11 protein-coding genes and 2 pseudogenes are annotated in these 23,443 nt (G+C 69.8%); 12 read left to right on the top strand and 1 reads right to left on the bottom strand.

Annotated features, from left to right (window positions below):
- Positions 1-31: 31 nt before the first annotated feature.
- The 7 genes and pseudogenes from FU658_RS10895 to FU658_RS10925 all read left to right on the top strand — a co-directional run bounded on the left by FU658_RS10895 (position 32) and on the right by FU658_RS10925 (position 12,735).
- Complete coding sequence (locus FU658_RS10895; protein ID WP_147892107.1) at positions 32-1,249, top strand: cation:proton antiporter; 1,218 nt, start codon at positions 32-34, stop codon at positions 1,247-1,249.
- 89 nt (positions 1,250-1,338) lie between these two features.
- Positions 1,339-2,343, top strand: a complete 1,005-nt coding sequence (locus tag FU658_RS10900; protein ID WP_147892108.1) for a ligase-associated DNA damage response exonuclease — start codon at positions 1,339-1,341, stop codon at positions 2,341-2,343.
- The gene (locus FU658_RS10905; protein ID WP_147892109.1) at positions 2,340-3,929 is read left to right on the top strand and encodes an ATP-dependent DNA ligase; all 1,590 of its coding nucleotides are present in this window, start codon (positions 2,340-2,342) and stop codon (positions 3,927-3,929) included. Before FU658_RS10900 ends, FU658_RS10905 begins: the two co-directional genes overlap by 4 nt.
- Positions 3,926-6,354, top strand: a pseudogene (locus tag FU658_RS10910) (ligase-associated DNA damage response DEXH box helicase). The gene FU658_RS10905 and the pseudogene FU658_RS10910 overlap by 4 nt, the downstream one beginning before the upstream one ends.
- Positions 6,355-6,389: 35 nt before the next feature.
- Positions 6,390-7,019 (top strand): ligase-associated DNA damage response endonuclease PdeM, encoded by a 630-nt coding sequence (gene pdeM / locus FU658_RS10915; protein WP_255505555.1) that lies wholly within the window; start codon positions 6,390-6,392, stop codon positions 7,017-7,019.
- Between the two features lie 145 nt (positions 7,020-7,164).
- A complete protein-coding gene (glnE, locus tag FU658_RS10920; RefSeq protein ID WP_147892111.1) occupies positions 7,165-9,993 on the top strand; it encodes a bifunctional [glutamate--ammonia ligase]-adenylyl-L-tyrosine phosphorylase/[glutamate--ammonia-ligase] adenylyltransferase in 2,829 nt (942 codons plus the stop codon).
- 270 nt (positions 9,994-10,263) lie between these two features.
- Positions 10,264-12,735: a S8 family serine peptidase gene (locus FU658_RS10925; RefSeq protein ID WP_187266068.1), complete on the top strand. Its 2,472-nt coding sequence runs from the start codon at positions 10,264-10,266 to the stop codon at positions 12,733-12,735.
- A gap of 58 nt (positions 12,736-12,793) precedes the next feature.
- Here FU658_RS10925 and FU658_RS10930 read toward each other — a convergent pair whose 3' ends face one another.
- Complete coding sequence (locus tag FU658_RS10930) at positions 12,794-13,765, bottom strand: mitochondrial fission ELM1 family protein (protein WP_147892113.1); 972 nt, start codon at positions 13,763-13,765, stop codon at positions 12,794-12,796.
- A 118-nt stretch (positions 13,766-13,883) separates the two neighbouring features.
- On the opposite strand from FU658_RS10930, the gene bacA reads away from it, so the two are divergent.
- The 5 genes and pseudogenes from bacA to FU658_RS16170 all read left to right on the top strand — a co-directional run bounded on the left by bacA (position 13,884) and on the right by FU658_RS16170 (position 23,343).
- Positions 13,884-15,215 carry a biofilm formation regulator BacA gene (gene bacA, locus FU658_RS14820; RefSeq protein WP_222708427.1) on the top strand — a complete coding sequence of 444 codons (1,332 nt, stop codon included), beginning with the start codon at positions 13,884-13,886 and terminating at the stop codon, positions 15,213-15,215.
- An 86-nt stretch (positions 15,216-15,301) separates the two neighbouring features.
- On the top strand, positions 15,302-15,940 hold the full coding sequence (locus tag FU658_RS10945) for a hypothetical protein (RefSeq protein WP_147892114.1): 639 nt from the start codon (positions 15,302-15,304) through the stop codon (positions 15,938-15,940).
- Positions 15,941-15,982: 42 nt separating this feature from the next.
- Positions 15,983-17,911, top strand: a complete 1,929-nt coding sequence (locus tag FU658_RS10950; protein WP_147892115.1) for a hypothetical protein — start codon at positions 15,983-15,985, stop codon at positions 17,909-17,911.
- Between the two features lie 321 nt (positions 17,912-18,232).
- A pseudogene (locus tag FU658_RS16165) lies at positions 18,233-19,450 on the top strand (DNA repair ATPase); the annotation flags it as partial.
- A 557-nt stretch (positions 19,451-20,007) separates the two neighbouring features.
- The gene (locus FU658_RS16170) at positions 20,008-23,343 is read left to right on the top strand and encodes a DUF7902 domain-containing protein (RefSeq protein ID WP_484476962.1); all 3,336 of its coding nucleotides are present in this window, start codon (positions 20,008-20,010) and stop codon (positions 23,341-23,343) included.
- Positions 23,344-23,443: the final 100 nt, after the last annotated feature.

The following is a 23,443-nucleotide window of genomic DNA, read 5'->3' on the forward strand; positions in this document are numbered from 1 at the left end:
GTTCCAGCGGGTCCATAAGGATGAGGCCGTGATGCCGATCGAGTTTCCGATCACCGATCCGCTGCTGCAGTTCGCGGTGCTGATCAGCGCGGTGCTGCTGGTGCAGGTCGCGCTGGAGCGCGTGTTCGTTCCCGGCCTGCTGGGGCTGCTGCTGCTCGGCATGCTGCTGGGCCCGGGCGGCGCGGAGGTCCTGCCGCGCGAACCGGTGGTGGAACTGCTTGGCCAGATCGGGCTGATCTACATCATGTTCATGGCCGGGCTGGAGATCGACCTGTCGGTGGTGCGCAAGCACCTGGGCGAAACGCTCGGGTTCGGCAGCCTCGCCTTCCTCACCTCGCTGCTGCTCGGGGCCGGCGTCGGCTTCGCGCTCGGCTTCGAGTGGCCCTCGGCGCTGCTGCTGGGCACGCTGTTGTCCTCGCATACCCTGGTGTCCTACCCGATCCTGAAGCGGTTGCAATTGCTGGGCAGGCGGCCGGTGGTGGCCGCGCTCGGGGGCACCGTGCTGACCGATACGCTGGCCTTGGTGTTGCTGGCGATCCTGCTGCAGCTCGGGGGCGGTGGCGATGACGGCCGGCCGGATCAGTGGTGGATGCCGCTGCTGTTGCTGACAGCGCTGGCGGCGCTGTCGCTGACCGGGCTGCCGAAGCTGGCCCGGGCCGTGTTCCGCCGCGAGTGGGTGACGCCGGCGGAGAAGGCGCTGTTTGCGCTGTTCGCGCTGCTGGCGCTGGCCTCGACGGCCGAGTTGATCGGCACCGAGAAGATCCTCGGCGCGTTCCTGGCCGGCCTGTGCCTGAACCGGGTGCTGGCCGAGAACGAGGACACCCGGCAGCACGTCGAGTTCGTCGGACGCATGCTGTTCGTTCCGATCTTCTTCGTGTCGACCGGGATGCTGCTCGAGCTCGAGGTGGTCTTCGGCGAGGCGCGGGTGTGGGGCATCGCCGCACTGCTGTGTGGCGTGGTCGTGGTGGGCAAGGCGATCGCGGCGTGGGTGATCGGGGCGCGCTACGGGTTCTCGCGCAACGGCAGGCTGATGATGCTGGTCCTGACGATGCCGCAGGCGGCGGCGACCCTGGCGATCACGGTCGCGGGGCAGCAGGTGGGCCTGCTGGAGGCCGAGGTGGTCGACGCGGTGATCATCGTCATCCTGCTCACCTGTTCGGCGGGGCCCTTGCTGACGCGCTGGATCGGCGACCGCATGCGCGCCCGCGCCGCGCCCGACGACGGCCCGGTCAACACGCCGACGGCCTAGGTCCCGCCCGCGTCCGGGGTTGGCGTCCGTGCAGCGGGCACCCGATGGCCTTGTCAGTGTCTTGACTGCCGCCTGCGCACGCTGTCGCCATGGGAAGGAACCTCATCGAGCTGCGCCCGGAAGGCATGTACTGCCCGGCAGGCGATTTCCACATCGATCCGTGGAAGCCGGTGGCCCGTGCGGTGATCACCCACGGCCATGCCGACCATGCACGCGCGGGCAGCGGCCGCTACCACGTCACCCGCAGTGGCCTGCCGATCCTGCAGTGGCGGCTGGGCGAGAGCGACTTCCACGCCCACGGGTATGGCGAGCGCTTCGAGCTGGGCGGGGCGACCGTGTCGCTGCACCCGGCCGGCCACGTGCTGGGCTCGGCGCAGGTGCGCGTGGAGGTGGGTGGCGAAGTCTGGGTCGCGTCGGGCGATTACAAGCGCGACGCCGACCCGAGCTGCGAGCCGTTCGAGGTGGTGCGCTGCGACACCTTCATCACCGAGGCGACGTTCGGGCTGCCGGTGTACCGCTGGCAGCCGGCCGCGCAGGTGGCCGCCGAGATCGTGGCGTGGTGGGACGAGTGCCGCGAGCTGGAGCGCACCGCCTTGCTGCTGTGCTACGCGCTGGGCAAGGCGCAGCGCCTGCTGGCGGAGTTGCACGCGCTGGTCGGTCACGACCCGTCGCGCCGCGCGCTGTTGCACGGCGCGATGCTGCAGGGCGTGGAGATCTACCGGCAGGCCGGCGTGGCGATGTTGCCGACGCAGGCGGTGGCGGAGCGCCAGCGCGGCGAGCGGTTCGCCGGCGAGCTGGTGCTGGCGCCACCCTCGGCGGTCGGTAGTCCGTGGGCAAAGCGCTTCCGCAACGCGTCCACGGGCTTCGCTTCGGGCTGGATGCGCCTGCGCGGCAACCGCCGTCGGCGTGGGCACGACCGTGGCTTCGTCGTCTCCGACCATGCCGACTGGCCCTCGCTGTTGCGCACGATCCGGGAGACCGGGGCCTCGCGCGTGCTGGCCACGCACGGCAACACCGACGCGCTGGTCGCGCTCCTGCGCGAGCGCGGGGTCGACGCGGCGCCACTCAAGACCCCCTACGGAGACGAGTCGTGAAGCGCTTCGCGGGGCTCTACCAGGCGCTCGATCGGAGCACCGGCAGCCTCGACAAGCGAGCCGCACTGGTCGCCTACTTCCGTGAAGCACCGGCCCACGATGCCGCCTGGGCGCTTTGGTTCCTGTCCGGCGGCAAGCTGCGCCGCATTGCGTCCGGGCCGGAGCTGCGTGCGTGGCTGGGCGAGGTCACCGGGCACCCGGACTGGCTGGTCGAGGACAGCTACCAGCACGTCGGCGACCTCGCCGAGACGCTGACGCTGCTGGTCCACGAACCGACGCCGGATGCGCTCGTGGAACGGGCCCTGCACGACTGGGTCGAGCAGCACCTCCAGCCCGTCGCCGGGGGGGCGGAGGAAACCCGTCGGGCCGCGGTGGTCGAGGGTTGGCGTGGGCTGCCCGAGGGCGAACGACTGGTGTTCAACAAGCTGATCACCGGGGCACTGCGCGTGGGCGTGTCGCGGCGCAGCGTGCAGCAGGCGCTGGCCGAGCTCGGCGGCCTGGACATCGCGCTGATCGCGCAGCGCATGATGGGCGAGTGGACCCCGACGCCGGACACCCTGGCGTCGCTGCTGTCGCGGCAGCTCTCCGACGCAGACCGGCGCCAGCCCTACCCGTTCTTCCTCGCCTCGCCCCTGCAGGACGAACCTTCCGGGCTGGGCCCGCCGGGCGACTGGGTGCTGGAGTGGAAGTGGGACGGCATCCGCCTGCAGTTGCTGCGTCGCGCCGGTGACGTGGCGCTGTGGTCGCGCGGCGAGGAACGGCTGGACGGCCGTTTCCCGGAGATCGAGCGGGCGGCGATGGCGCTGCCCGACGGCTGCGTTCTCGACGGCGAGCTGGTGGCCTGGGATGACGACGCCCCGGCGCCGTTCACCCGCTTGCAGCGGCGCATCAACCGGCTCAAGCCGAGCGCACGGCTCATGGACGAGGTGCCGGTGGCGGTGCTGGTGTATGACCTGCTGGAACTCGACGGTCAGGACCTGCGCGCGCAGCCCCTGCACGAACGACGCGACGCGTTGGAGGCGTTGCTAGATGTCCACGGTGGGCCCGAACTGCGGCTGTCCCCGCTGCTGGCGCCCGGCGACTGGGTCGAGGCCGCCGCGCTGCGCGAGGACGCCCGCGAACGGGGTGTCGAGGGCTTGATGATCAAGCGTCGCAGCGGCCCCTATCGGCAGGGGCGTCCGCGCGGGGACTGGTGGAAGTGGAAGGTCGATCCGCTGACGATCGATGCGGTGCTGATCTACGCCCAGGCCGGCCACGGTCGCCGCAGCACGCTGTTCACCGATTACACGTTCGGGCTGTGGGACGGCGAGACGCTGGTACCGGTGGCCAAGGCCTACTCGGGCCTGGACGATGCCGAGATCGCGAAGCTCGACCGCTGGATCCGCGGCAACACGATCGAGCGTTTCGGACCGGTGCGTTCGGTGCGTGCCCACCACGTGTTCGAGTTGGGCTTCGAGGCGGTCAACCGGTCCACGCGGCACAAGTCCGGCATCGCGGTGCGCTTCCCGCGCATCCTGCGCTGGCGCAGCGACAAGCCCGCCGCCGAGGCCGACCAACTCGAGACGCTGCGGGAACTGGCCCGGTGAAGGCGCAGCTGGAGGCCTGGTTTGCCGGGCAGGGTTGGGCGCCGCTGGCGTTCCAGCGCCGCACCTGGCGACACTACCTGGCCGGTCGCAGCGGCCTGCTGCATGCGCCGACCGGCAGCGGCAAGACACTGGCGGTGTGGGGTGGGCCCCTGCTGGCTGCGGCCGGCCACGCGCCGCGGCCGCGGAGCACGCCGAGGCTGCGGCATCTGTGGATCACCCCCCTGCGCGCACTCGCCGCCGATACGGTGCAGGCCCTGCAGGCGCCGCTGCCGGCGATGGGCCTGGACTGGCGCGTCGGCCTGCGCACGGGCGATGCCAGCGCCCGCGACAAGCGCATCGCCCGGCGCGGCGAGGTCGACGTGCTGGTGACCACGCCGGAAAGCCTGGCGCTGCTGCTCAGCCACGACGACACCGCCCCGGTGCTGGCCGGGCTGGAGGGCGTGGTGGTGGACGAGTGGCACGAGTTCCTCGGCACCAAGCGCGGCGTGCTGCTGGAGCTGTGCCTGGCACGGCTGCGCGGCCTGCAACCGGCGCTGCGCGTGTGGGGCCTGTCGGCGACGCTGGGGAACCTGGAGCAGGCGCGCGACGTGCTGTTGCCGCACGCGCCCGAAGCGCCACTGGTGCATGGCGTGCGCCGCCGCCGACCCGACATCGAGACGCTGCTGCCGGCCAGCGGCGAACGCTTCGCCTGGGCCGGCCACCTCGGGCTGGGGCAGCTGGGCCGGGTGGTGCAGGCGCTGGGCCAGGCGCGCACCAGCCTGCTGTTCACCAACACGCGCTCGCAGGCGGAGCTGTGGCACCAGGCCCTGGCCTCGGTGTGGATGGAGGATCCGGCCACGCTGGCGATCCACCATGGCTCGCTGGATCCGAAGATGCGCCGACAGGTCGAGCAGGCGCTGGGCGCGGGCACGCTGCGCTGCGTCGTGGCGACCTCGAGCCTGGACCTGGGCGTGGACTTTCCCGCCGTGGACCAGGTGCTGCAGATCGGAAGTCCGCGCGGCATCGCGCGCCTGCTGCAGCGCGCCGGGCGCAGCGGCCACCAGCCCGACGGGCGCAGCCGCATCCTGTGCGTGCCGACCCATGCGCTGGAACTGCTGGAGTTCGCCGCCGCGCGCGAGGCGCTGCGGCGTGGAGACATCGAATCGCGACTGCCGCTGCGCCACGCGCTGGACGTGCTGGCCCAGCACCTGGTGACCCGGGCGCTGGGCGGCGGATTCATCGCCGCGGACATGCTGGCCGAAGCGCGTGCGACCCATGCCTTTGCCGACCTGGACGGCGACACGTTCGCCACGGTGCTGGAGTTCACCGTGCAGGGCGGCGCGGCGCTGTCGAGCTATCCCGACTTCCAGCGGCTCGAGCGCGACGAGGGCGGCATGCACGTGCTGGGCGATCGCCGCCAGGCGCTGCGCCACCGCCTGTCGATCGGCACGATCCTCAGCGACGGCAGCGTGCAGGTGCGCTTCCTCAAGGGCGGCCGGCTGGGAACGGTGGAGGAGGGGTTCATCAGCCGCCTGGCGCCGGGTGCGCGCTTCGCGTTCGCCGGGCGCACGCTGGAGCTGGTCCGGTTTCGCGACATGACCGCCTGGGTGCGCCTGGCACCGGGAGGTCGCGCCGGACCCACCCGCTGGATGGGCGCGCGCATGCCCCTGTCGGGTGAGCTGGGAGAGGAGGTGCGGCGCATCGTCGCCGACCCCGGCATCCGCGCCCCCGAGATCCACGCCGCTGCGCCCATCCTGGCCTTGCAGGCACGGCTCAGCGTGCGCCCGGCACTGGACGAGCTGCTGGTCGAAACCCTGGTCCGGCGGCAGCAGCGCTACCTGATGCTGTATCCGTTCGCCGGGCGCCAGGTGCACGAGGGCCTGGCGGCGCTGCTGGCCCTGCGCTGGGGGCGGCGCGAGGCGAACAGTTTCAGCTACGCCGTGAACGACTACGGCCTGGTGCTGGTGACCGCGCGCGAGGTCGATGTCGACGAGGCCCTCCTCACCGCGCTGCTTGGCGGCGCGGACCTGCTGGAGGAACTGCAGGCGTGCATGAACCTGGGCGAGCTCTCGCGTCGCCAGTTCCGCGAGGTGGCCCGCATCTCCGGCCTGGTGGGGCCGACGCTGCCCGGTCGCGCCGCGAAGACGCTGCGTCAGTTGCAGGCCTCCAGCGGCCTGATCTTCGATGTGCTGCAGCAGCACGACCCCGGCCACGTGATGCTGGAGCAGGCGCGTCGCGACGTGCTGGAGTCGAGCCTGGAGGTGGCGCGGCTGCGCGCGACCCTTGAGCGCATGGCTGGCTGGCGGCTGCGTCTGCAGCGGCCGAAGTCGCTCACGCCGCTGGGCTTCCCGCTGTGGGCGGAAAGCTTCCGCGCAGCCTCAGCACCGAGGACTGGAGCACCCGCGTGGCCCGCGCGGCGGCCCAGCTGGAGCGCCGTTTCCAATGAGCCAGCCGCTGTCCATTGTCGTGGCGGGCTGGCCGATGCAGGCCTGGGGACAGCGGGCGCTGTTCTGGCCCGAGGTGGGGATGCTGGTGATCGCCGACCTTCACCTGGGCAAGGGGGACGTGTTCCGGCGTGGCGGCATCCCGCTGCCCGGCGGTGGCACCGCCGGCGACCTGCAGCGGCTCGGCCAGCTGGTGGAGGCGACCGCTGCCCGGCGGCTGATGATCCTGGGTGACGTGCTGCACGGTGCCCTGAACCGGGAGGCGCCCTGGTTGTCCACGTGGGACAGCTGGCGGGCGCGGCATGCGACGCTTTCGGTGGAGGCGGTCCTGGGCAACCACGATCGTGCCCTCGACGCGGAACGCCTGGGACTGCACGTGCATGGAGAGGAGCATCGCCAGGCCGACCTGGTGTTTCGCCACGAACCCGTGGCCAGCGCCGAGGGGCATGTGCTGGCCGGTCACGTCCATCCGGTCCGCCGCGTGCGCGCGGTGGGACTCTCCGCGCGGCTGCCCGTGTTCTGGCTGTCACCGGACTGCAGCGTGCTTCCGGCCTTCTCCGCGTTCACCGGCGGCTTCGAGGTGCGACCACGGCCGGGCGACCGCCTGCTGGCCTGCACCGGCAAGACGGTCATTGCGCTCCCGGTGGCCGGCCGGAGCAATTCCTGATCCGGCGGGTACTGTTTTGCAGTGCAGCGTGACCTTTGTGAGGGTTTCGTTAACCTGACCCTTCCCGACGTGGGGGGAGGGAGCTGGCCCGCATCGCGCTGCAAAGCCGATGCGGGTCTTTTTTTTGTCGTGACACAATCGGCGCATGGAGCCCGACACCGACGCAGCCCTCACCCGTTTGCTGGCCGAGCGCCGGGAGCGCCTGCTGCGCGAAGTGCCTTCCGCGGTGGACTCACCCGCGCTGGACCGCCTCGTGCTGGCCAGCGACTTCGCCTACGAAGCCCTCCTCGCCGACCCTGCGGCCTGGGATGCGATGCAGGGCGGAGCCATCTCCGTGCCGGAGTTGGCCCCTGGCGACGAGGCGGGGTGGCCGGGACAACTGCGACGGTTCCGTCGCCTGACGTCGTTGCGGCTGCTGTGGCGCGACCTGTCCGGCGAGGACACGATCGAGCAGACCCTGGCGGGCGCGTCGCTGCTGGCCGAGCAGTGCCTGCAGGCGGGCCTGGCCGCCTGCGAGGGTGCGATGGCGGAGAGCCACGGATGCATCCATGCCGAGGACGGCACGCCGCAGCGCATGGTGGTCTTCGCGCTGGGCAAGCTGGGCGGCGGTGAGCTGAATTTCTCCTCCGACGTCGACCTGGTGTTCGCCTATCCACGTCGCGGCACCAGTGACGGGGCTCGCCCGCTGGATGCGGACGGCTGGTTCACCCGGCTTGGACAGCGCCTGATCCGGCTGCTCGATGACGTGACACCCGACGGTTTCTGTCACCGCGTGGACATGCGGTTGCGACCGTTTGGCGCCAGCGGCCGCCTGGCACTGCCGTTCGCGGCGATGGAGCAGTACTTCCAGCGCGAGGGCCGCGACTGGGAACGCTACGCCTGGATCAAGGCGCGGCCGGTGGCCGGGGATATCGCAGCGGGCGAGGAATTCCTCGACTCCTTGCGGCCCTTCATCTATCGCCGCTACCTGGACTACAACGCGCTCGACAGCCTGCGCGAGATGAAGGCGATGATCGCCGCGGAGGTCGCGCGCCGTGACCTGGCCGAGCACATCAAGCTGGGTCCCGGGGGCATCCGCGAGATCGAGTTCCTGGCCCAGGCCCTGCAGCTGATCCGGGGCGGTCGCGAAGCGCCGCTGCGGACCCGCGGATTGCTCTCGGCCCTGGCGGCGCTGGCCGCCGCCGGCCACCTGGAGGCCGATGTCGCCGAAGCGCTGGCGCAGGCCTACCGCTTCCTGCGGCGGCTCGAGAACCGCCTGCAGATGATGGGCGACCGCCAGGAGCATGCGTTGCCGGACGACGCGCTGATGCGTGCGCGCATCGCCCGCGGCCTGGGGTTCGCGGACTTCGCGGCGATGCATGGGGAGCTCGCGCGCCACCGCGAAACGGTGTCGGGCGAGTTCGAGCGTTTGCTGGCGCCGCGTCGCCGCAGCGCGCAGGTGTCCGACCTGGCCTTGTACTGGCGGCATACGATCGAGGCCGATCCGGCCACGCGCTCGGACCCCTCGGCGCTGGCCGACGCCGGTTTCGAGGCGTTCGAGGAGGCCGACCAGGCGCTGCGTGAGTTCGCCGCCAGCCCGGCGCTGCGTGCGCTGTCGGCACGTGGCCGGCAGCGCCTGGACAACGTGCTGCCGGCATTGCTGCACGCCGCCGGCAGCAGCCGCCAGCCGGACGTGGCCCTGCCGCGGCTGTTGGCGATGCTGCAGGCGATCGTGCGCCGCACCAGCTACCTGGCCCTGCTCGACGAACAGCCGGGTGCCCGCCAGCGGCTGGTCGATGTCACCGCGCGAAGCGCATTGCTGGCCGAGCGCCTGGCCGAGCACCCGCTGTTGCTCGACGAGTTGCTCGACACCCGCGCTTCCGGTGCGGTGCCCACGCGCGAGGGGCTGGAGGAGGAGCTCGGCCAGCTGTTGGTGCCGGTGGACGTCGACGACACCGAGGAGGCGCTGCGCATCCTCAACGAGTTCCGGCAGAGCGTGGCATTCAGGATCGGGTTCGCCACTTTGGCGGGTCGCCAGCCGGCCGGCCTGGCCGCCCGTCAGCTGGCCTGGCTGGCCGAGGTGGTGGTGCTGGCCGCGCTGCCGCTGGCCGAGGCGGCCCTGGTCAAGCAGCACGGGCGGATCCCGGCAGCGGGTATCGCGATCGTGGGCTATGGCAGTTTCGGCGGCGAAGAGCTGGGCTTCTCCTCCGACCTGGACCTGGTCTTCCTCTACTCGTGTGCACCCGACGCGCTTTCCGACGGGCAGCGGCCGATCGAGGCGGCGCGCTGGTATGGCCGCCTCGTGCAGAAGCTGCTGGGTTTGCTCGACACGATCACGCCGGCAGGTCGGCTGTACGAGGTGGACCTGCGCCTTCGACCCGATGGGGCCGGCGGGCTGCTGGTGACCAGTCTGGAAAGCTTCGCGGGCTACCAGCGCCAGCGCGCCTGGACCTGGGAGCAGCAGGCCCTGGTGCGGGCGCGGGCAATCGGCGGCCGGGGGCCGGTGGAGGAGATCTTCGAAGCCGTGCGCGCCGAGACGCTGCAGATGCCGCGCGAGAGCGAACGCCTGCGCGAGGACGTCGTGCGCATGCGCCGGCGGATGCGCGGCGAGCTCGACCGCAGTCGACCCGGCAGCTTCGACCTCAAGCAGGGATCCGGCGGCCTGGTCGACCTGGAATTCCTGCTGCAGTACCTCGTGCTGGCCCATGCCAATGCGCATCCCGAGCTGGCGGGCCCGCGGCGAAGCGACGACCTGGTCGAGGCGCTGGTGTCGGCCGGCGTGTTGTCGAAGAAGGAGGGCGACGCGCTGGTGGAAGCCCATTCGCTGCTGCTGTCGAAAGGGTTGGAGTGCACGCTGGACCACCGGCCACGGCTGGTGCCGGCCGAGCCGGAGATGGAATCCGCCTGTGGCGTGGTCGCCGGTGTCTGCCGGGCCCATGGCCTGGATTTCGAGGCCGCCGACGCATCCAACGCGGTGGCCGAGTCGCCGCGCTGACCGCGTTCATACCCGGAGCCAGCCGTGCTCCCTGCCCTGTTCCAAGACATCGAGTCCCTGCTGGCGCTGTCGTGAAGCCCGAGGCCCGGGCCGTGGCGCACGCCATGGCCCGCGGCATTCCCGTACTCAATTGGAAAGGGGAATTTCGTGAACAGACTCCTATTGGCTGCCCTCACAGCCACCTCCGTTTTCGTGTCCGGCGCAGCGCAGGCCTCGGACTCCGTCATCCACCTCGAAGCGCTCCATGAGCCGCACGGCACGGACACCGCGATGGACCTCGTGATCGAGGCGCCGTCGTTGTGGTTCGTCGAGTTGTCGGGCAAGCCGGTCGCCGAAGGACGTTCTCAGGCTGCTGCCCGCAACGAGCAGCAGGCCTTCCGCTCGCGGGCGCGCAACGCCGGCCTGCGCTTCACCGAGCGCTACGCCTACGACACGCTGTTCAACGGCTTCTCCATCTCGATGTCGGCCGCGGACCTTTCCCGGCTGTCGTTGATTGAGGGCGTCCGCGCCATCTACCCGGTCGAGACCATCGCGATTCCCGATGTGCAGCCCGCCTCCAGCCCGGCCATGGCCACGGCACTGGCGATGACCGGAGCGGACATCGCACAGAATGTCCTGGGCCTGGATGGAGCCGGCATCCGCGTGGCGGTCATGGACACCGGCGTCGACATCGACCATCCCGACTTCGGCGGCAGCGGCGTGCCTGGCACGACGCCATTCCCCACGGCGCGCATCGTTGCCGGATACGACTTCGTCGGCGACGCGTTCAATGCCAATCCCAACCATCCCGGATACAACCCCATTCCTGAGCCCAACGACGTTCCCGACGACTGCAATGGCCACGGTACGCACGTGGCCGGCATCGTGGGTGCCGACGGCGAGTTGACCGGCGTGGCGCCCAAGGTCAGCCTGGGCGCGTACAGGGTTTTCGGCTGCGAAGGTTCCACCACGGCGGACATCATGCTGCTGGCGATGGAGCGCGCGCTGGCCGATGACATGGACGTGCTCAACATGAGCATCGGAGCGGCCTTCCAGTGGCCCGAGTATCCGACCGCGCGGGCGGCATCGCGGCTGGTGAACCGTGGCATGGTAGTGGTCGCCTCGATCGGCAACTCCGGGGCCACGGGCCTGTACTCGGCCGGTGCGCCGGGTGTCGGCGACAAGGTCATCGGCGTCGCGTCCTTCGACAACACCCATGTCCAGCTCAATGTGTTCACCGTGTCGCCCGACGATGCGGCCGTGGGCCATGCCCCCGCCGCGGCGTCGCCGGCGGCGCCCACGTCGGGCACGTTGCCGATGACCCGTACCGGGACGGCCTCAAGCACCGCGGACGCCTGTGCGCCGCTGGCGGCCGGCAGCCTCGCCGGCCAGGCGGCGTTGGTGCGTCGCGGCGGCTGTACGTTCCATGAGAAGGCGTTCAACGCACAGAGTGCCGGTGCCGCTGCGGTCGTGCTGTACAACAACACGTCTGGCCGTTTCTCCGCGACGGTGGCCGGAGCCAACCCGATCGTCGTTCCCGTCGTCGCGATCTCCGACGCCGAGGGATTGATGATCAACTCGCGTCTGGCTGGCGGTCCCGTAGAGCTGACCTGGACCGAGGAATCCGCCGCCTTCATCAATCCCACCGGTGGTTTGATCTCAAGCTTCAGTTCCTATGGTCTGGCCCCGGACCTGTCGCTCAAGCCCGACATCGGAGCCCCCGGTGGGCTGATCCATTCGACCTACCCGCTCGAGGACGGTGGTTACGCCACGATCAGCGGTACCTCGATGTCGGCGCCACACGTGGCCGGTGCGGCGGCGCTGTACCTGCAGGCAGCTCCGCAAGCCAATCCCAGGCACATGCGTTCCATTCTGCAGAACAGCGCGTCGCCGAGGAACTGGTGGGGCAACCCCGGGCTGGGCTTCCTGGACAACGTCCATCGTCAGGGCGCTGGCATGCTTCGCATCGACGACGCGGTGCTGGCGACGACGCGGGTCGAACCCTCGAAGCTGTCGCTGGGCGAGAGCCAGGCTGGGCCTGCGGTGCGTACGCTGTCGATCCGCAACCTGGGCACTGCGCCGGTCACCTACACCCTGAGCCATGTGGGAGCCTTGGCCACTGGACCCGGGACTTTCTCGCCGAGCTTCTTCCTCGGCACAGCGACGGTGTCTTTCAGCGCTTCCAGCGTCGAGGTGCCCGCCGGTGGCACGTCCCAGGTCGATGTGACGATCACCGCCAATCCCGCTCTGGCCGACGGCAGCCAGTACGGCGGCTACCTGGTGGTGAGCAGCGACACCGGGCAGGTCCGCGTGCCCTACGCCGGCTTCAAGGGTGATTACCAGGCGATCGTGGCGATGCCGCCTGTCGTCCAGGGTCTCGCCAACCCGATGCTGCGTCCGAGCTTGACGCTGGGTCCCGATGCACCGATCACGATCAATCCCGACAACGGCGAGGTGGCTTGGATCGTGCTGCACCTCTCGCACCAGTCGCGCTTGATGCGGGTGGAAGCGCGCAGCGCATCGGGCGGCCGCAATTGGGGTCGGGTGCTCAACCTGGAGTACCTGGGGCGCAACGCGGAATCGGGCGGCTTCTCCGCCTACGGGTGGGACGGCACCACGACCCGTGGCAACAGTCGCAACGTGGTGCAGGTGCCCAACGGTGACTACGTGCTGGAGCTCAAGCTGCTCAAGGCACTGGGTGATGAGTCCAACCCCGACCATTGGGAAACCTGGACATCGCCGGTGGTGACGATCGCGCGCTGATTGCCGGTCGGTGCGCGACGGCAGGGTCCGGTGCGACGCACCGGGCCCTGCTTTCCTTTCAGTCCCCAAGGGGACCCAGTTGCAGGTCTAGCCGCAGGCGGGTGGAGACGCGTTCAAGCTCGCGCAGCGGCTTGGTCTGGCCGGAGGGCGCCTGGTCCGACAAGGGTCGGACGCGCCCCAGCTCCAGCAAGTTGTCGAGGAAGACCCGCTGGCGGCCGGTGCAGCGGTCGATACCGGGCACGCAGACCGGTGCCGGGGTGGCGCAAGCCTCGGAGATCATGTTCACGGAGTCCGGCGAGGCGACGATGACGTCGGCCCAGGCCAGCATGCCGGGGAAGGGGTTGTCGCCGTCGGCCGGTCCGCACCACCGTGCGCCCTGCCAATCGGGCCAGGCGGCACGCGCCGACTCGACCAGCCATTGCGGGGTGCGTGGCGAGCAGGCCAGCATCAGGCTGCCGCCAGCCTGTGCCCGCCAGGACTGCAGATTGTCGCGGACGATCTGCCACCAGGCCGCGTCGATCGGTGCCGCGCGCACCGGGCCACCCAGCAACACCAGCACCCTCGGACCCGGCAGCCGGCCGAGTTCGGGCCATTGCATGCGTGCATCGGCCAGCCAGGCGTCGTCGACCGGGTTCAGGCTGCCCGACAAGGTGTACACATTGGCCCCGCGCAGACGGTCGTGCGCCGGCACCACCACCGCGTCCCAGTGGCGGCTGTCGATGCGCGGGTCGAGGATCTGCACGGCGCGACTGCCGCGCTCGCGCAGCAGTCGAGTGGCCAGCGCGGCCTGGCGGCCGCAACCGATGACCAGTCGCGGTGGGCTGCGCAGCGCCTGGGTGAACTCCGTGCCCCAGGCACCATCGCTCCCGGGCAGGTGGTGCGGCGCCAGCCAGCGCCACGGGGCCCGCGTGGCCAGCGTGAACTCGCGCGCCGGGGCGTCGACCAGGGCACCGGCCAGCGCCCGCGCCTGGCGCAGGTTGCCGGCGCGACCGTCGGTGAGGATCCAGCAGTTGTCCTGGGTGGCGCTCATCGCGCGAGTATAGGCTTCGAGCCCTCTGCGACCACTCGTCATGCATCACATGTAATTAGTCCAAGAAGTCACATGTGATGTATTGACGCTGTCACATGTGATGTGTATCTTGTGTTCCATGGAACGAAAGACCTCCGCCTATTACCAGCGCCGGCATCGCGAGCGCCTTCGCGAGCAGGGGCTGGTGAAGAAGGAGTTGTGGATCCTGCCGGAGTTCGGGGATGAACTCGCGGCTGTGGAGCGACGGATGCGCCAGCCGCGAGGCACGGTGCCCATTCAACAGGAGAGTGAGATGAGCGAGCCGAAGGTCTGGACCGCCAAGGCGCTTTACGAAGCGTTGAAGGCGACCGAACAGTTCCAGGGGGGCACGGCCACGGCCGAGCTGCTGGAGGGCGCCGAGCCCAGCCTGCACCTGGTGATGCACGAGTACGGCGACCTGCCGCTGTTCCTGGCGGTGGTCGGTGAGCAGATCGTGGTCGAGTCGCTGCTGTGGCCACAGTCTCAGGTGCACGACATCGCCGCGTTCAACGACGAGCTGCTGCGCACCCACAAGATGTTCCCGCTGTCGACGGTCGGCATCGAGGACCTCGATGGCGATGCGGTCTACATCATGTTCGGTGCGCTCGATGCGCGCTCGTCGCTGTCCAACGTCGTGTTCGAGATCGACACGCTGGCCGACAACGTCATCAAGGCCACCGAAGCCTACGAAGCCCACCTGAAGGCGCTGCCTGAGGCAGCCACGAGGAGACAGAGCATGAACATCTGGAGCAAGTTGATCACGGCGCTGCGCGGCGGGGCCAACGAGGTGGGCGAGGCGGTGGTCGATGGCCAGGCGCTGCGCATCCTCGACCAGGAGATCCGCGACGCCGACGCCGAGCTGCGCCGGTCCAAGGAGGCGCTGGCCGAGATCATGGCCAAGCTGAAGCTGGCCGAGGTGCGCCTGGCCGAATCCGAGAAGAAGGTCGGCGAGTACGAGGCCTACGCGATGAAGGCGCTGGACTCCGGTGACGAGAACCTGGCCCGCGAAGTGGCGGGCAAGATCGCCACGATGGAGCAGTCGCGCGACGGCGAACGCCAGCAGGTCGAGGCGTTTACCGCCAGCGTGGCCGACCTGCGCCGCGCGGTCAGCCAGGCCGAGGGCAACATCCGCCGGCTCAAGCAGCAGGTGGACACGGTCAAGGCGACCGAGAGCGTGCAGCGCGCGCAGGCGACGGTGGCGCACCGCTACAGCGGTTCGCAGTCGAAGCTGACCACGGCGCTGGACTCGCTGGAGCGGGTGAAGAAGAAGCAGGCCGAGCGCGGCGCGCGCATGGAGGCGGCGGCCGAGCTGGCGCGTGACGAGGGCACCGACGCGGTCGACACCAAGCTGCGCGATGCCGGCATCCTGGCCGACGCGGCCAGCACCGAGTCGGTCCTGGACCGCCTCAAGAGCAAGCGCGCGACGGGCTGAGCCTGTCGCGAGGGGGGTGGTCCGGCAGGGGTGCCGGGCCGCCGGGGAGGAACGGGCGCAAGCCCGTCGGCTGAGGGGAGGTCGCCATGGAAGAGTTCCTGCGCATCGCGCTGTCGTTCCCGACACTGGTGTTCAGCATCCTGCTGGCGGTGTCGGTGGCGTACTGGGCGCTTGCCGCCACTGGAATGCTGCACATCGATGCACTGGACGGGTGGGTGGCGCCGGACATCGATGGCATCGAAGTGGACGGCCTGGCCGGCCTGCTGATGCGTTTCGGGCTCGGCGGCCTGCCGCTGATGCTGATCCTGACCGTGCTGTTCTTCGTGGCGTGGCTGCTGACCTATTTCGCCGACTACCTGCTGCTCAGGCACATGGACATCCCGGTGCTGAGCTGGCTGCTGGGCCTGGCGGTCATGCTGGGCGCGCTGGTCGCCGGCGTCGTGGTGACCAGCGTGGTGCTGCGGCCTTTGCGGGGGCTGATGGCACGGCTGGCGCCACCGGCGATGCGTTCGGTGATCGGCCAGCTGGCAGTGGTGCGCACCCCCACGGTGAGCGCAACACACGGCCAGGTCAGCGTCGAGGATGGCGGCGCCGGTCTCATCCTGAATGTGCGTTGCGACCAGGGCCGGGACTTCCAGCGCGGCGACCGGGTCGTGTTGATCGAATACCTGGAGGCGGAAAACGCCTACCGGGTCATGGCTGAAGACGAATTCCACGGGCGTTGAGCGCGCGCGGACTGAACACGTGTTTCATACGGAGATGGAAAGATGAATTTCGACCTCGCGCTGCTGCTGCCCTTCCTGATCGGGTTTGTCGTACTGGTCATCCTGGTCATGGGCCTGTTCGGCCTGTTCAAGGCCTTCTACATCAAGGTGCCCCAGGGCACCGCGCTGATCGTGAACGACCTGTCGCCGCAACCCAAGGTGCACTTCACCGGTGCCCTGGTCTACCCGGTGATCTACAAGAAGGAGTTCATGAAGATCTCGCTGATCACCCTCGAGGTGGACCGGCGGGGCAAGGACGGATTGATCTGCCGCGACAACATGCGCGCCGACATCACCGTCGCCTTCTACCTGCGCGTCAATGAGACCGCGCAGGACGTGCTGAAGGTGGCCAAGGCCATCGGCGTGGACCGGGCCTCGGAGAAGGGCGCGGTCAACGAGCTGTTCAACGCCAAGTTCTCCGAGGCGCTCAAGACCGTCGGCAAGCAGATCGACTTCGTGAAGCTGTTCGAGAACCGCCAGGAGTTCCGCGACTCGATCGTCGAGGTGATCGGCAACGACCTCAACGGCTACGTGCTCGAGGACGTCGCGATCGACTACATCGAGCAGACCCCGCGCAGCTCGCTGGATCCGTCCAACATCCTCGACGCCGAGGGCATCCGCAAGATCACCGAGCTCACCGCGGCGCAGAACGTAATCACCAACGAGCTCGAGCGCAACGAAGAGCTGGCGATCACCAAGAAGAACGTCGAGACGCGAGAGGCGATGCTGGCGCTGGAGCGGCAGCAGGCCGATGCCGAGGCGCGGCAGAAGCGCGAGATCCAGACGATCAAGGCCCGCGAGGAGGCCGAGACGGAGAAGGTGCGCGAGGAGGAGCGCCTGAAGGCCGAGAACGCGCGCATCCAGACCCAGGAGCAGATCGACATCCGCGAGGAGAACCGCCAGCGCGAGGTCGAGGTGGCGCAGCAGAACCGCCAGCGCGCGGTGGTCATCGAGGTCGAGAAGGTGACCCGCGCCCGCGACCTGGAAGTCGTCTCGCGCGAGCGTGAGGTCGAGCTGCAGCGCATCGAGAAGGAAAAGGCGATCGAGGAGCAGCGCAAGGAGATCGCCAACGTGATCCGCGAGCGCATCGTGGTCGAGAAGTCGGTGGCGCAGGAGGAGGAGCGCATCAAGGAGGTGCGCGAGGTCTCCGAGGCCGACCGCCTCAAGCAGGTGGCGATCCTCAATGCCGAGGCCCAGGCCGAGGAGGAACTGGTGCGCCAGGTCAAGCAGGCCGAGGCCGAGGAGACCGCCTCGAAGCACAAGGCGGTCGAGATCACCACGATCGCGCAGGCCGAGCTGGAGGCCGCCGGCAAGAAGGCCGAGTCGCAGAAGAAGCTGGCCGAGGGCATCGAGGCCGAGCGCGCCGCGCCGGGCCTGGCCGACGCACGGGTGCGCGAGATCACCGCCGCGGCACTGGAGAAGGAAGGCCTGGCCGAGGCGCGCGTGATCGCCGAGAAGATGGGCGCCGAGGCCAAGGGCGAGTCCTCGCTGGCCGAGGCCCGTGCCAAGGCGACGCGCGACGTCGGCCTGGCCGAGGCCGAGGTGCTGCGCGAGCGCTTCCGCTCCGAGGCCGAGGGACTCACCGAGAAGTTCGGCGCCCTCGAGCAGCTGGGCGACAGCGCACGCAGCCACGAGGAGTTCCGCATGCAGCTGGAGAAGAACTTCGAGCAGGCCATGGCGTCGATCGAGGCCGGCAAGGACATCGCCCGCGAGCAGGCCGAGGTGCTGTCGGCGGCGCTGTCGAAGGCCAAGATCGACATCGTCGGCGGCGAGGGCGAGTTCTTCAATTCCTTCGCCAAGGCGCTGTCGGTCGGCAAGGCCATCGAAGGCGTGGCCGGCAAGAGCCCGGTCGTGCAGGACATGCTCAAGCGGCTGATGCCGCAGATGGGTTCTTCCGCCGAGGGCGAGGCCAAGCCACCGGCCGACGCCTGAGCCCGGCCACCCCCCGGCCGAGCCTGGCCGGGGGTGGGACGATACGCCGGGTGAGCCCGGCACACCATGGATGCAGGTCGCGCGGCGGAAGCTTCCGTCGCCGTGGCCGGATCGGCCCGGCACCGGGCAGGACGGAGAGGCATGGCTGAGAAGACCCCCGACACCGATACCGCCGCCGAGTCCGGCGTGGTCGACCGCGCGGTCGCCGAGGGCGGCGCCTACGAGGTGCTGCAGCGGCGCTTGCTGGACCAGGGCGCGCGCCTGCGCGGGCTGGCCGAGTCGCTCAATGCCAAGCGCCTGGAGCAGTTCGGCAGCAGCCGCATGGAGGTGGCCGGCCGGGTTCGGGTGCGCACCGAGCACAACTGCGTGGCCCGCGACATCGTCCAGGTCGGCTCGATGCTGCTGTTCGGCTACAACGTCTTCATCGGTTTGAAGAAGGAAACCCGGGTCGAGGACGTCTTCTCGCTGTACCGCCTCGACGAGCGCGAGCAGGGTTACGAGGTGGTGCCGGTCGACCTGGCCGACAGCTTCCTGGCCGATCCGGGCTTCGTGCGCGACTTCAACGAGCTCTACGCCTACTACAAGAGCGCCCGCCTGCTGCAGCTCTCCAGCCGCGACGACCGGGTGTTCGCGGTGTTCCAGATCGGCGAGCGCATCAGCGACGTGCGCGTGTTCCGCTGGAACACCACGGGTGGCCAGGTGCGCTATGTCGACAACCGCGGCGAGCGCGATGTCGAACTGCCGGCCGCGTTCGACTTCGAGTGGACGCCGACCACCCGCGAGATGGTGGTCAACGGCCCGCACCCGCACGTCAACATCCTCGACACCGTGTTCGTCGAGACGATCGGCGGGCAGCTGACGGTCAAGATCGAGAACAACACCCGCGACGGCCGCGGCATCTTCAGCGAGCCCGTCGACGACCAGACCCAGTCGCTCGACGACGCGCAGATCCAGTTCGCCCGCATCGGCGACCTGGTGCTGCTGAAGATCCGCCCCTACCGCGAGGAGCGCTGGCGCTACCTGGTCTACAACACGCTCACCCGCAGCGTGCAGCGCATCGACGCGATCGGTCAGGCCTGCATCCAGCTGCCCGAGGACCACGGCATCATCTTCCCGGGCGGCTACTACCTGCCCAACGGCGACACCCGCGCGTTCGAGCAGTCGATGGAAGGCATGCGCTTCAAGCGCATGATCCGCTCGCCCAACGGCGAGGACGTGCTCTACATCTTCTACGAGCCCGAGGGCGGGCGCACCGCGCTGTTCACCTACAACATGATCGAGCGCAGGCTGACCACGCCGATCTTCGGCCACGGCTGTGCGCGCCTGGACGACGGGCGCATGGTGATCTTCTCCAATGCGTCCGACGAGCCGACCCGCATCCACCCGATGCAGGTGTGGATCACGCCGTTCACCAGCGAGGAGTACGCGGCGGCGCAGCCGGCCGGCGAGGGCTTCATCGCGCGCATCGGCAACGCCGAGCTGGTGCGTGGCGTGTCCGACCTGCTCAGCCTGGCGCGCGAGATCGACGCCGAGGCGGTGTCGGTGCAGCGCTACGAGCTGCTGGTGCAGAACACGCGCCGGCTGTTCGACCTGCACCACTGGGTCGAGGACCGCGAGAGCAGCGACGTCGGCAAGCTGCTGCACGAGATCGCCGCGACCGGCGAGTCGGTGCTCGACGAGTTCGAGAAGGTCGAGGGCATTCGCGCCGAGTCGGCGCAGGCGATGGCGTCGGCCGAGGAACGGCACCGTGACCTGATGGCGCGTGCACAGCCCCGCGACTGGAAGTCGGTGGGCGAATTCGTCGCGATGCTCGATGAGCTCGCCGCACTGCGCGGCCACCTGCTGACGATCCGCGACTACCGCTATGTCGACGTCGAGCGCATCGACGCGATGGAGGCCGAGCTGCTCGAGGCGCACGAGCGCGTGGGCGTGGCCACCGGCGACTTCCTCGCCGGGCCCGACGCGCTGGCACCGTTCGGCGAGCGCCTGCAGGCACTCGACGAGGCCGCTTCCGAAGCCGACACCGCGGCACAGCTGCGCGAGCCGCTGGCCGGCATGGAGGCGATGTCGGGCGAGCTCGACACGCTGTCGGACTCATGGCCTCGCTGCGGGTGGAGGACGCGACGCAGCGCACCGCCATCGTCGAGGCGATCTCGGCGATCTACGCGCGGCTCAACCAGGCCAAGGCGCGGCTGGAGCAGCGTCGCCGCGGCATGGGCTCGGCCGAGCGCGTGGCCCAGTTCGGTGCCCAGTTCACGCTGTTCGGGCAAAGCATCACCGGGGCGCTGGCGATGGCCACCGACCCGGAGCGCTGCGACGAGCAGCTCTCGCGGTTGCTGGTGCAGCTCGAGGAGCTGGAAAGCCAGTTCGGCGAATACGAGCAGTTCCTCGGCGACATCCTGGCCAAGCGCGAGGAGCTGCTGGAGACCTTCGACGCGCACCGCCAGGCGCTGGTCGACGACCGCCAGCGCCGAGCCCACGCCGTGGGCGACGCGGCGATGCGCATCCTGGAAGGCCTGGGCCGGCGTACCGCGCGGCTGCAGGATCCCGACGCGCTCAACGCGTTCTTTGCCGGCGACCCGCTGATCGTCAAGCTGCGCGAGCTGGCCGGCCGGCTGCGCGAGCTGCACGACAACGTGCGTGCCGACGATGTCGAGGCGCGTCTCAAGGCGGCCCGTGATTCCGCGGTGCGCGGCCAGCGCGACCGCAGCGAGCTGTTCGAGGACGGTGGCAACATCATCCGCCTGGGTCCCCGCCACCGCTTCACGGTCAACACCCAGGAACTCGACCTGACCATCCTGCCGCGTGGCGACGGGCTGAGCGTGCACCTGACCGGCACCGACTACTTCGAACCGATCCGCGACGAGGCACTGGAGTCGCTTCGCCCCTATTGGCAGGTTTCGCTGGAGTCCGAATCACCGCAGATCTATCGCGCCGAATACCTGGCCGCGCGCATGCTGGAGGCGGCACGCGCGAATCGCGACGAGCTCGACATGGATCGCCTGCGCGAACTGGTCAAGCAGCCCGAGGCACTGGACCGGGCGATCCGCGACTTCGCCGCGCCGCGCTACCGCGAAGGCTACGAGCGCGGCATCCACGACCACGACGCCGCGCGCATCCTGCAGGCGCTGGTGCCGATGCACGAGAGTGCGGGGACCCTGGCGCATGCGCCACAGGTGCGCGCACTGGCGGTGCTGTTCTGGTCGGAGCGGGCCGAGCAGGCACCGGCCGCGGGCTGGCCGGGGAGGGCGCGCACCGCCAGCGACATCCAGCGCCTGTTGGGAAGCGGAGCGGGGCTGGAATCGCTGCGCATCGAGGTGGCCGCGACCCTCGAGGACTTCATCGCGATGCACGCGCTGCCGCTGGAGCCCACGCTGGCGCCGCGGGCGGCGACCTACCTGGTGGCCGAGCTGGCCGCCGAGCACGCCCGCTTCGCATCGAGCCAGTACGCGCGACGGCTGCTCGATGGCTTGCGCGGGAAGCTGGAGGCGGCACATGCCTGGGACGGCTTCATCGCCTCGCTCGATGCCCTTGGCGACCGACTGGCCGCGCGCTGGCAGCTCGCCCACGACTGGCTGGGCGCGCTGGTGGCCGAGCCGGATTTCCAGGCGCTGGCCGACTACGTGCCCGAAGCCGCGGCACGGCTGGTGGCCCGGGGCGACTTCCCCTGGCGCGACGAGTCCGCCGACCTGCGCGTGCAGGTCGAAGGATTGCTGGGCGACCACGCGCGCATCGCCGGGGGCGGCCTCGTCATCGGCGTGGACGAGTTCGCCGAGCGCATGGCCGCGCACGAGGTCTTCGTCGAGGGCGTGCGCGCGTTCCAGGCGCTGCGCCAGCAGGTGGTGGCGCGCGAGCGCGAGGCGATGCGGCTGGAGGAGTTCAAGCCGCGCCCGCTGACCTCGTTCGTGCGCAACAAGCTGATCAACGACGCCTACCTGCCGGTGATCGGCGACAACCTGGCCAAGCAGATGGGCGCCGCCGGCGACGACCGCCGCAGCGACCTGTCGGGCCTGCTGATGATGATCTCGCCGCCGGGCTACGGAAAGACCACGTTGATGGAGTACGTGGCGCACCGGCTCGGCCTGATCTTCATGAAGATCAACGGCCCCTCGCTGGGCCACGAGGTGCGTTCGCTCGACCCGGCCCAGGCGCCGGACGCGACCTCGCGCCAGGAACTGGAGAAGCTCAACCTGGCCCTGGAGATGGGCAACAACGTGATGCTGTACGTGGATGACATCCAGCACACGCACCCGGAATTCCTGCAGAAGTTCATTTCCCTGTGCGACGGCACCCGCCGCATCGAGGGCGTGTGGCGCGGGCGCACCCGCACCTACGACATGCGCGGCAAGAAGTTCTGCGTGGTCATGGCCGGCAACCCGTACACCGAGTCCGGAGAGGTGTTCAAGATTCCCGACATGCTGGCCAACCGCGCCGATGTCTACAACCTCGGCGACGTGCTCGGCGGCATGGAGGAGGCGTTCACGCTGAGCTACATCGAGAACAGCCTGACCTCTAACCCGGTGCTGGCGCCGCTGGCCACGCGCGACCTGGGCGACGTCTATCGCTTCGTCGACAAGGCGCGCGGGCGCGAGGTGTCGGCCAATGCGTTCAGCCACGCCTACAGCGCGGCGGAGACCGCCGAGATCGTCGGCACGCTCAAGCGCGTGATCCAGCTGCGCGACGTGGTCTACCGGGTCAACCAGCAGTACATCGCCAGCGCCGCCCAGGCCGAGGCCTACCGCACCGAGCCGCCGTTCCGGCTGCAGGGCAGCTACCGCAACATGAACCGCCTGGCCGAAAAGGCCTCGCCGGTGATGAACGACCAGGAGATGCAGCAGCTCCTCCACGACCACTACATCGGCGAGGCGCAGATGCTGACCGCCGGCGCCGAGGAGAACCTGTTGAAGCTGGCCGAGCTGCGCGGCGTCATGACGACCGAGCAGCAGGCTCGATGGGACTCGATCAAGCGCGACTTCATGCGCAACCGGGCCATGGGCGGCGCCGACAGCGATGTCGGTGGGCGCGTGGTGGGCCAGTTGAGCGATCTGGTGGAAGGCGTGCGCGCGCTCAAGGAGTTGCGGGGTGGCACGGAGGCGGCCGACCCCGGGGCGACGGTGGCGCCGCTGGTGGCGGCCCTGGAGGCGATTGCCCAGCGCATGCAGCCGGCCGCGGAAGAGAGCGGGGCGGCGAAGGCGGCCTCGATCGTCGCGCGCGGCGTGCACTCCGGGATCCGTGAGGCGCTCTCGCCGCTGGCCACCTCGCTCGACGACCGCCTGGAGGTGTACGAGCTGATGACGAAGGTCGTCGCCAACCTGCGCGAAACCCCTGCGCGCGGCGGTGCCCGCCGGAGCCAGCGGGAAATCGAGCTCGACGAGGCGCTGGAGGCGTTCTCCAAGCGGCTGCGCGAGCGCTCCGGCCCCGGCGGGTCCTGAGGGGCGGATCCTCACGCCGCATTGTTGCGGCAGATGGGACGATCCGTTGTTGTAGGCCCGGATGAATCGAGCGGTGCAACGACGTAGACTGCCCGCCTCG

This window comes from Alkalisalibacterium limincola (assembly GCF_008017755.1).
In the GTDB taxonomy this organism is placed as follows: Bacteria; Pseudomonadota; Gammaproteobacteria; order Xanthomonadales; family Xanthomonadaceae; genus Alkalisalibacterium; species Alkalisalibacterium limincola.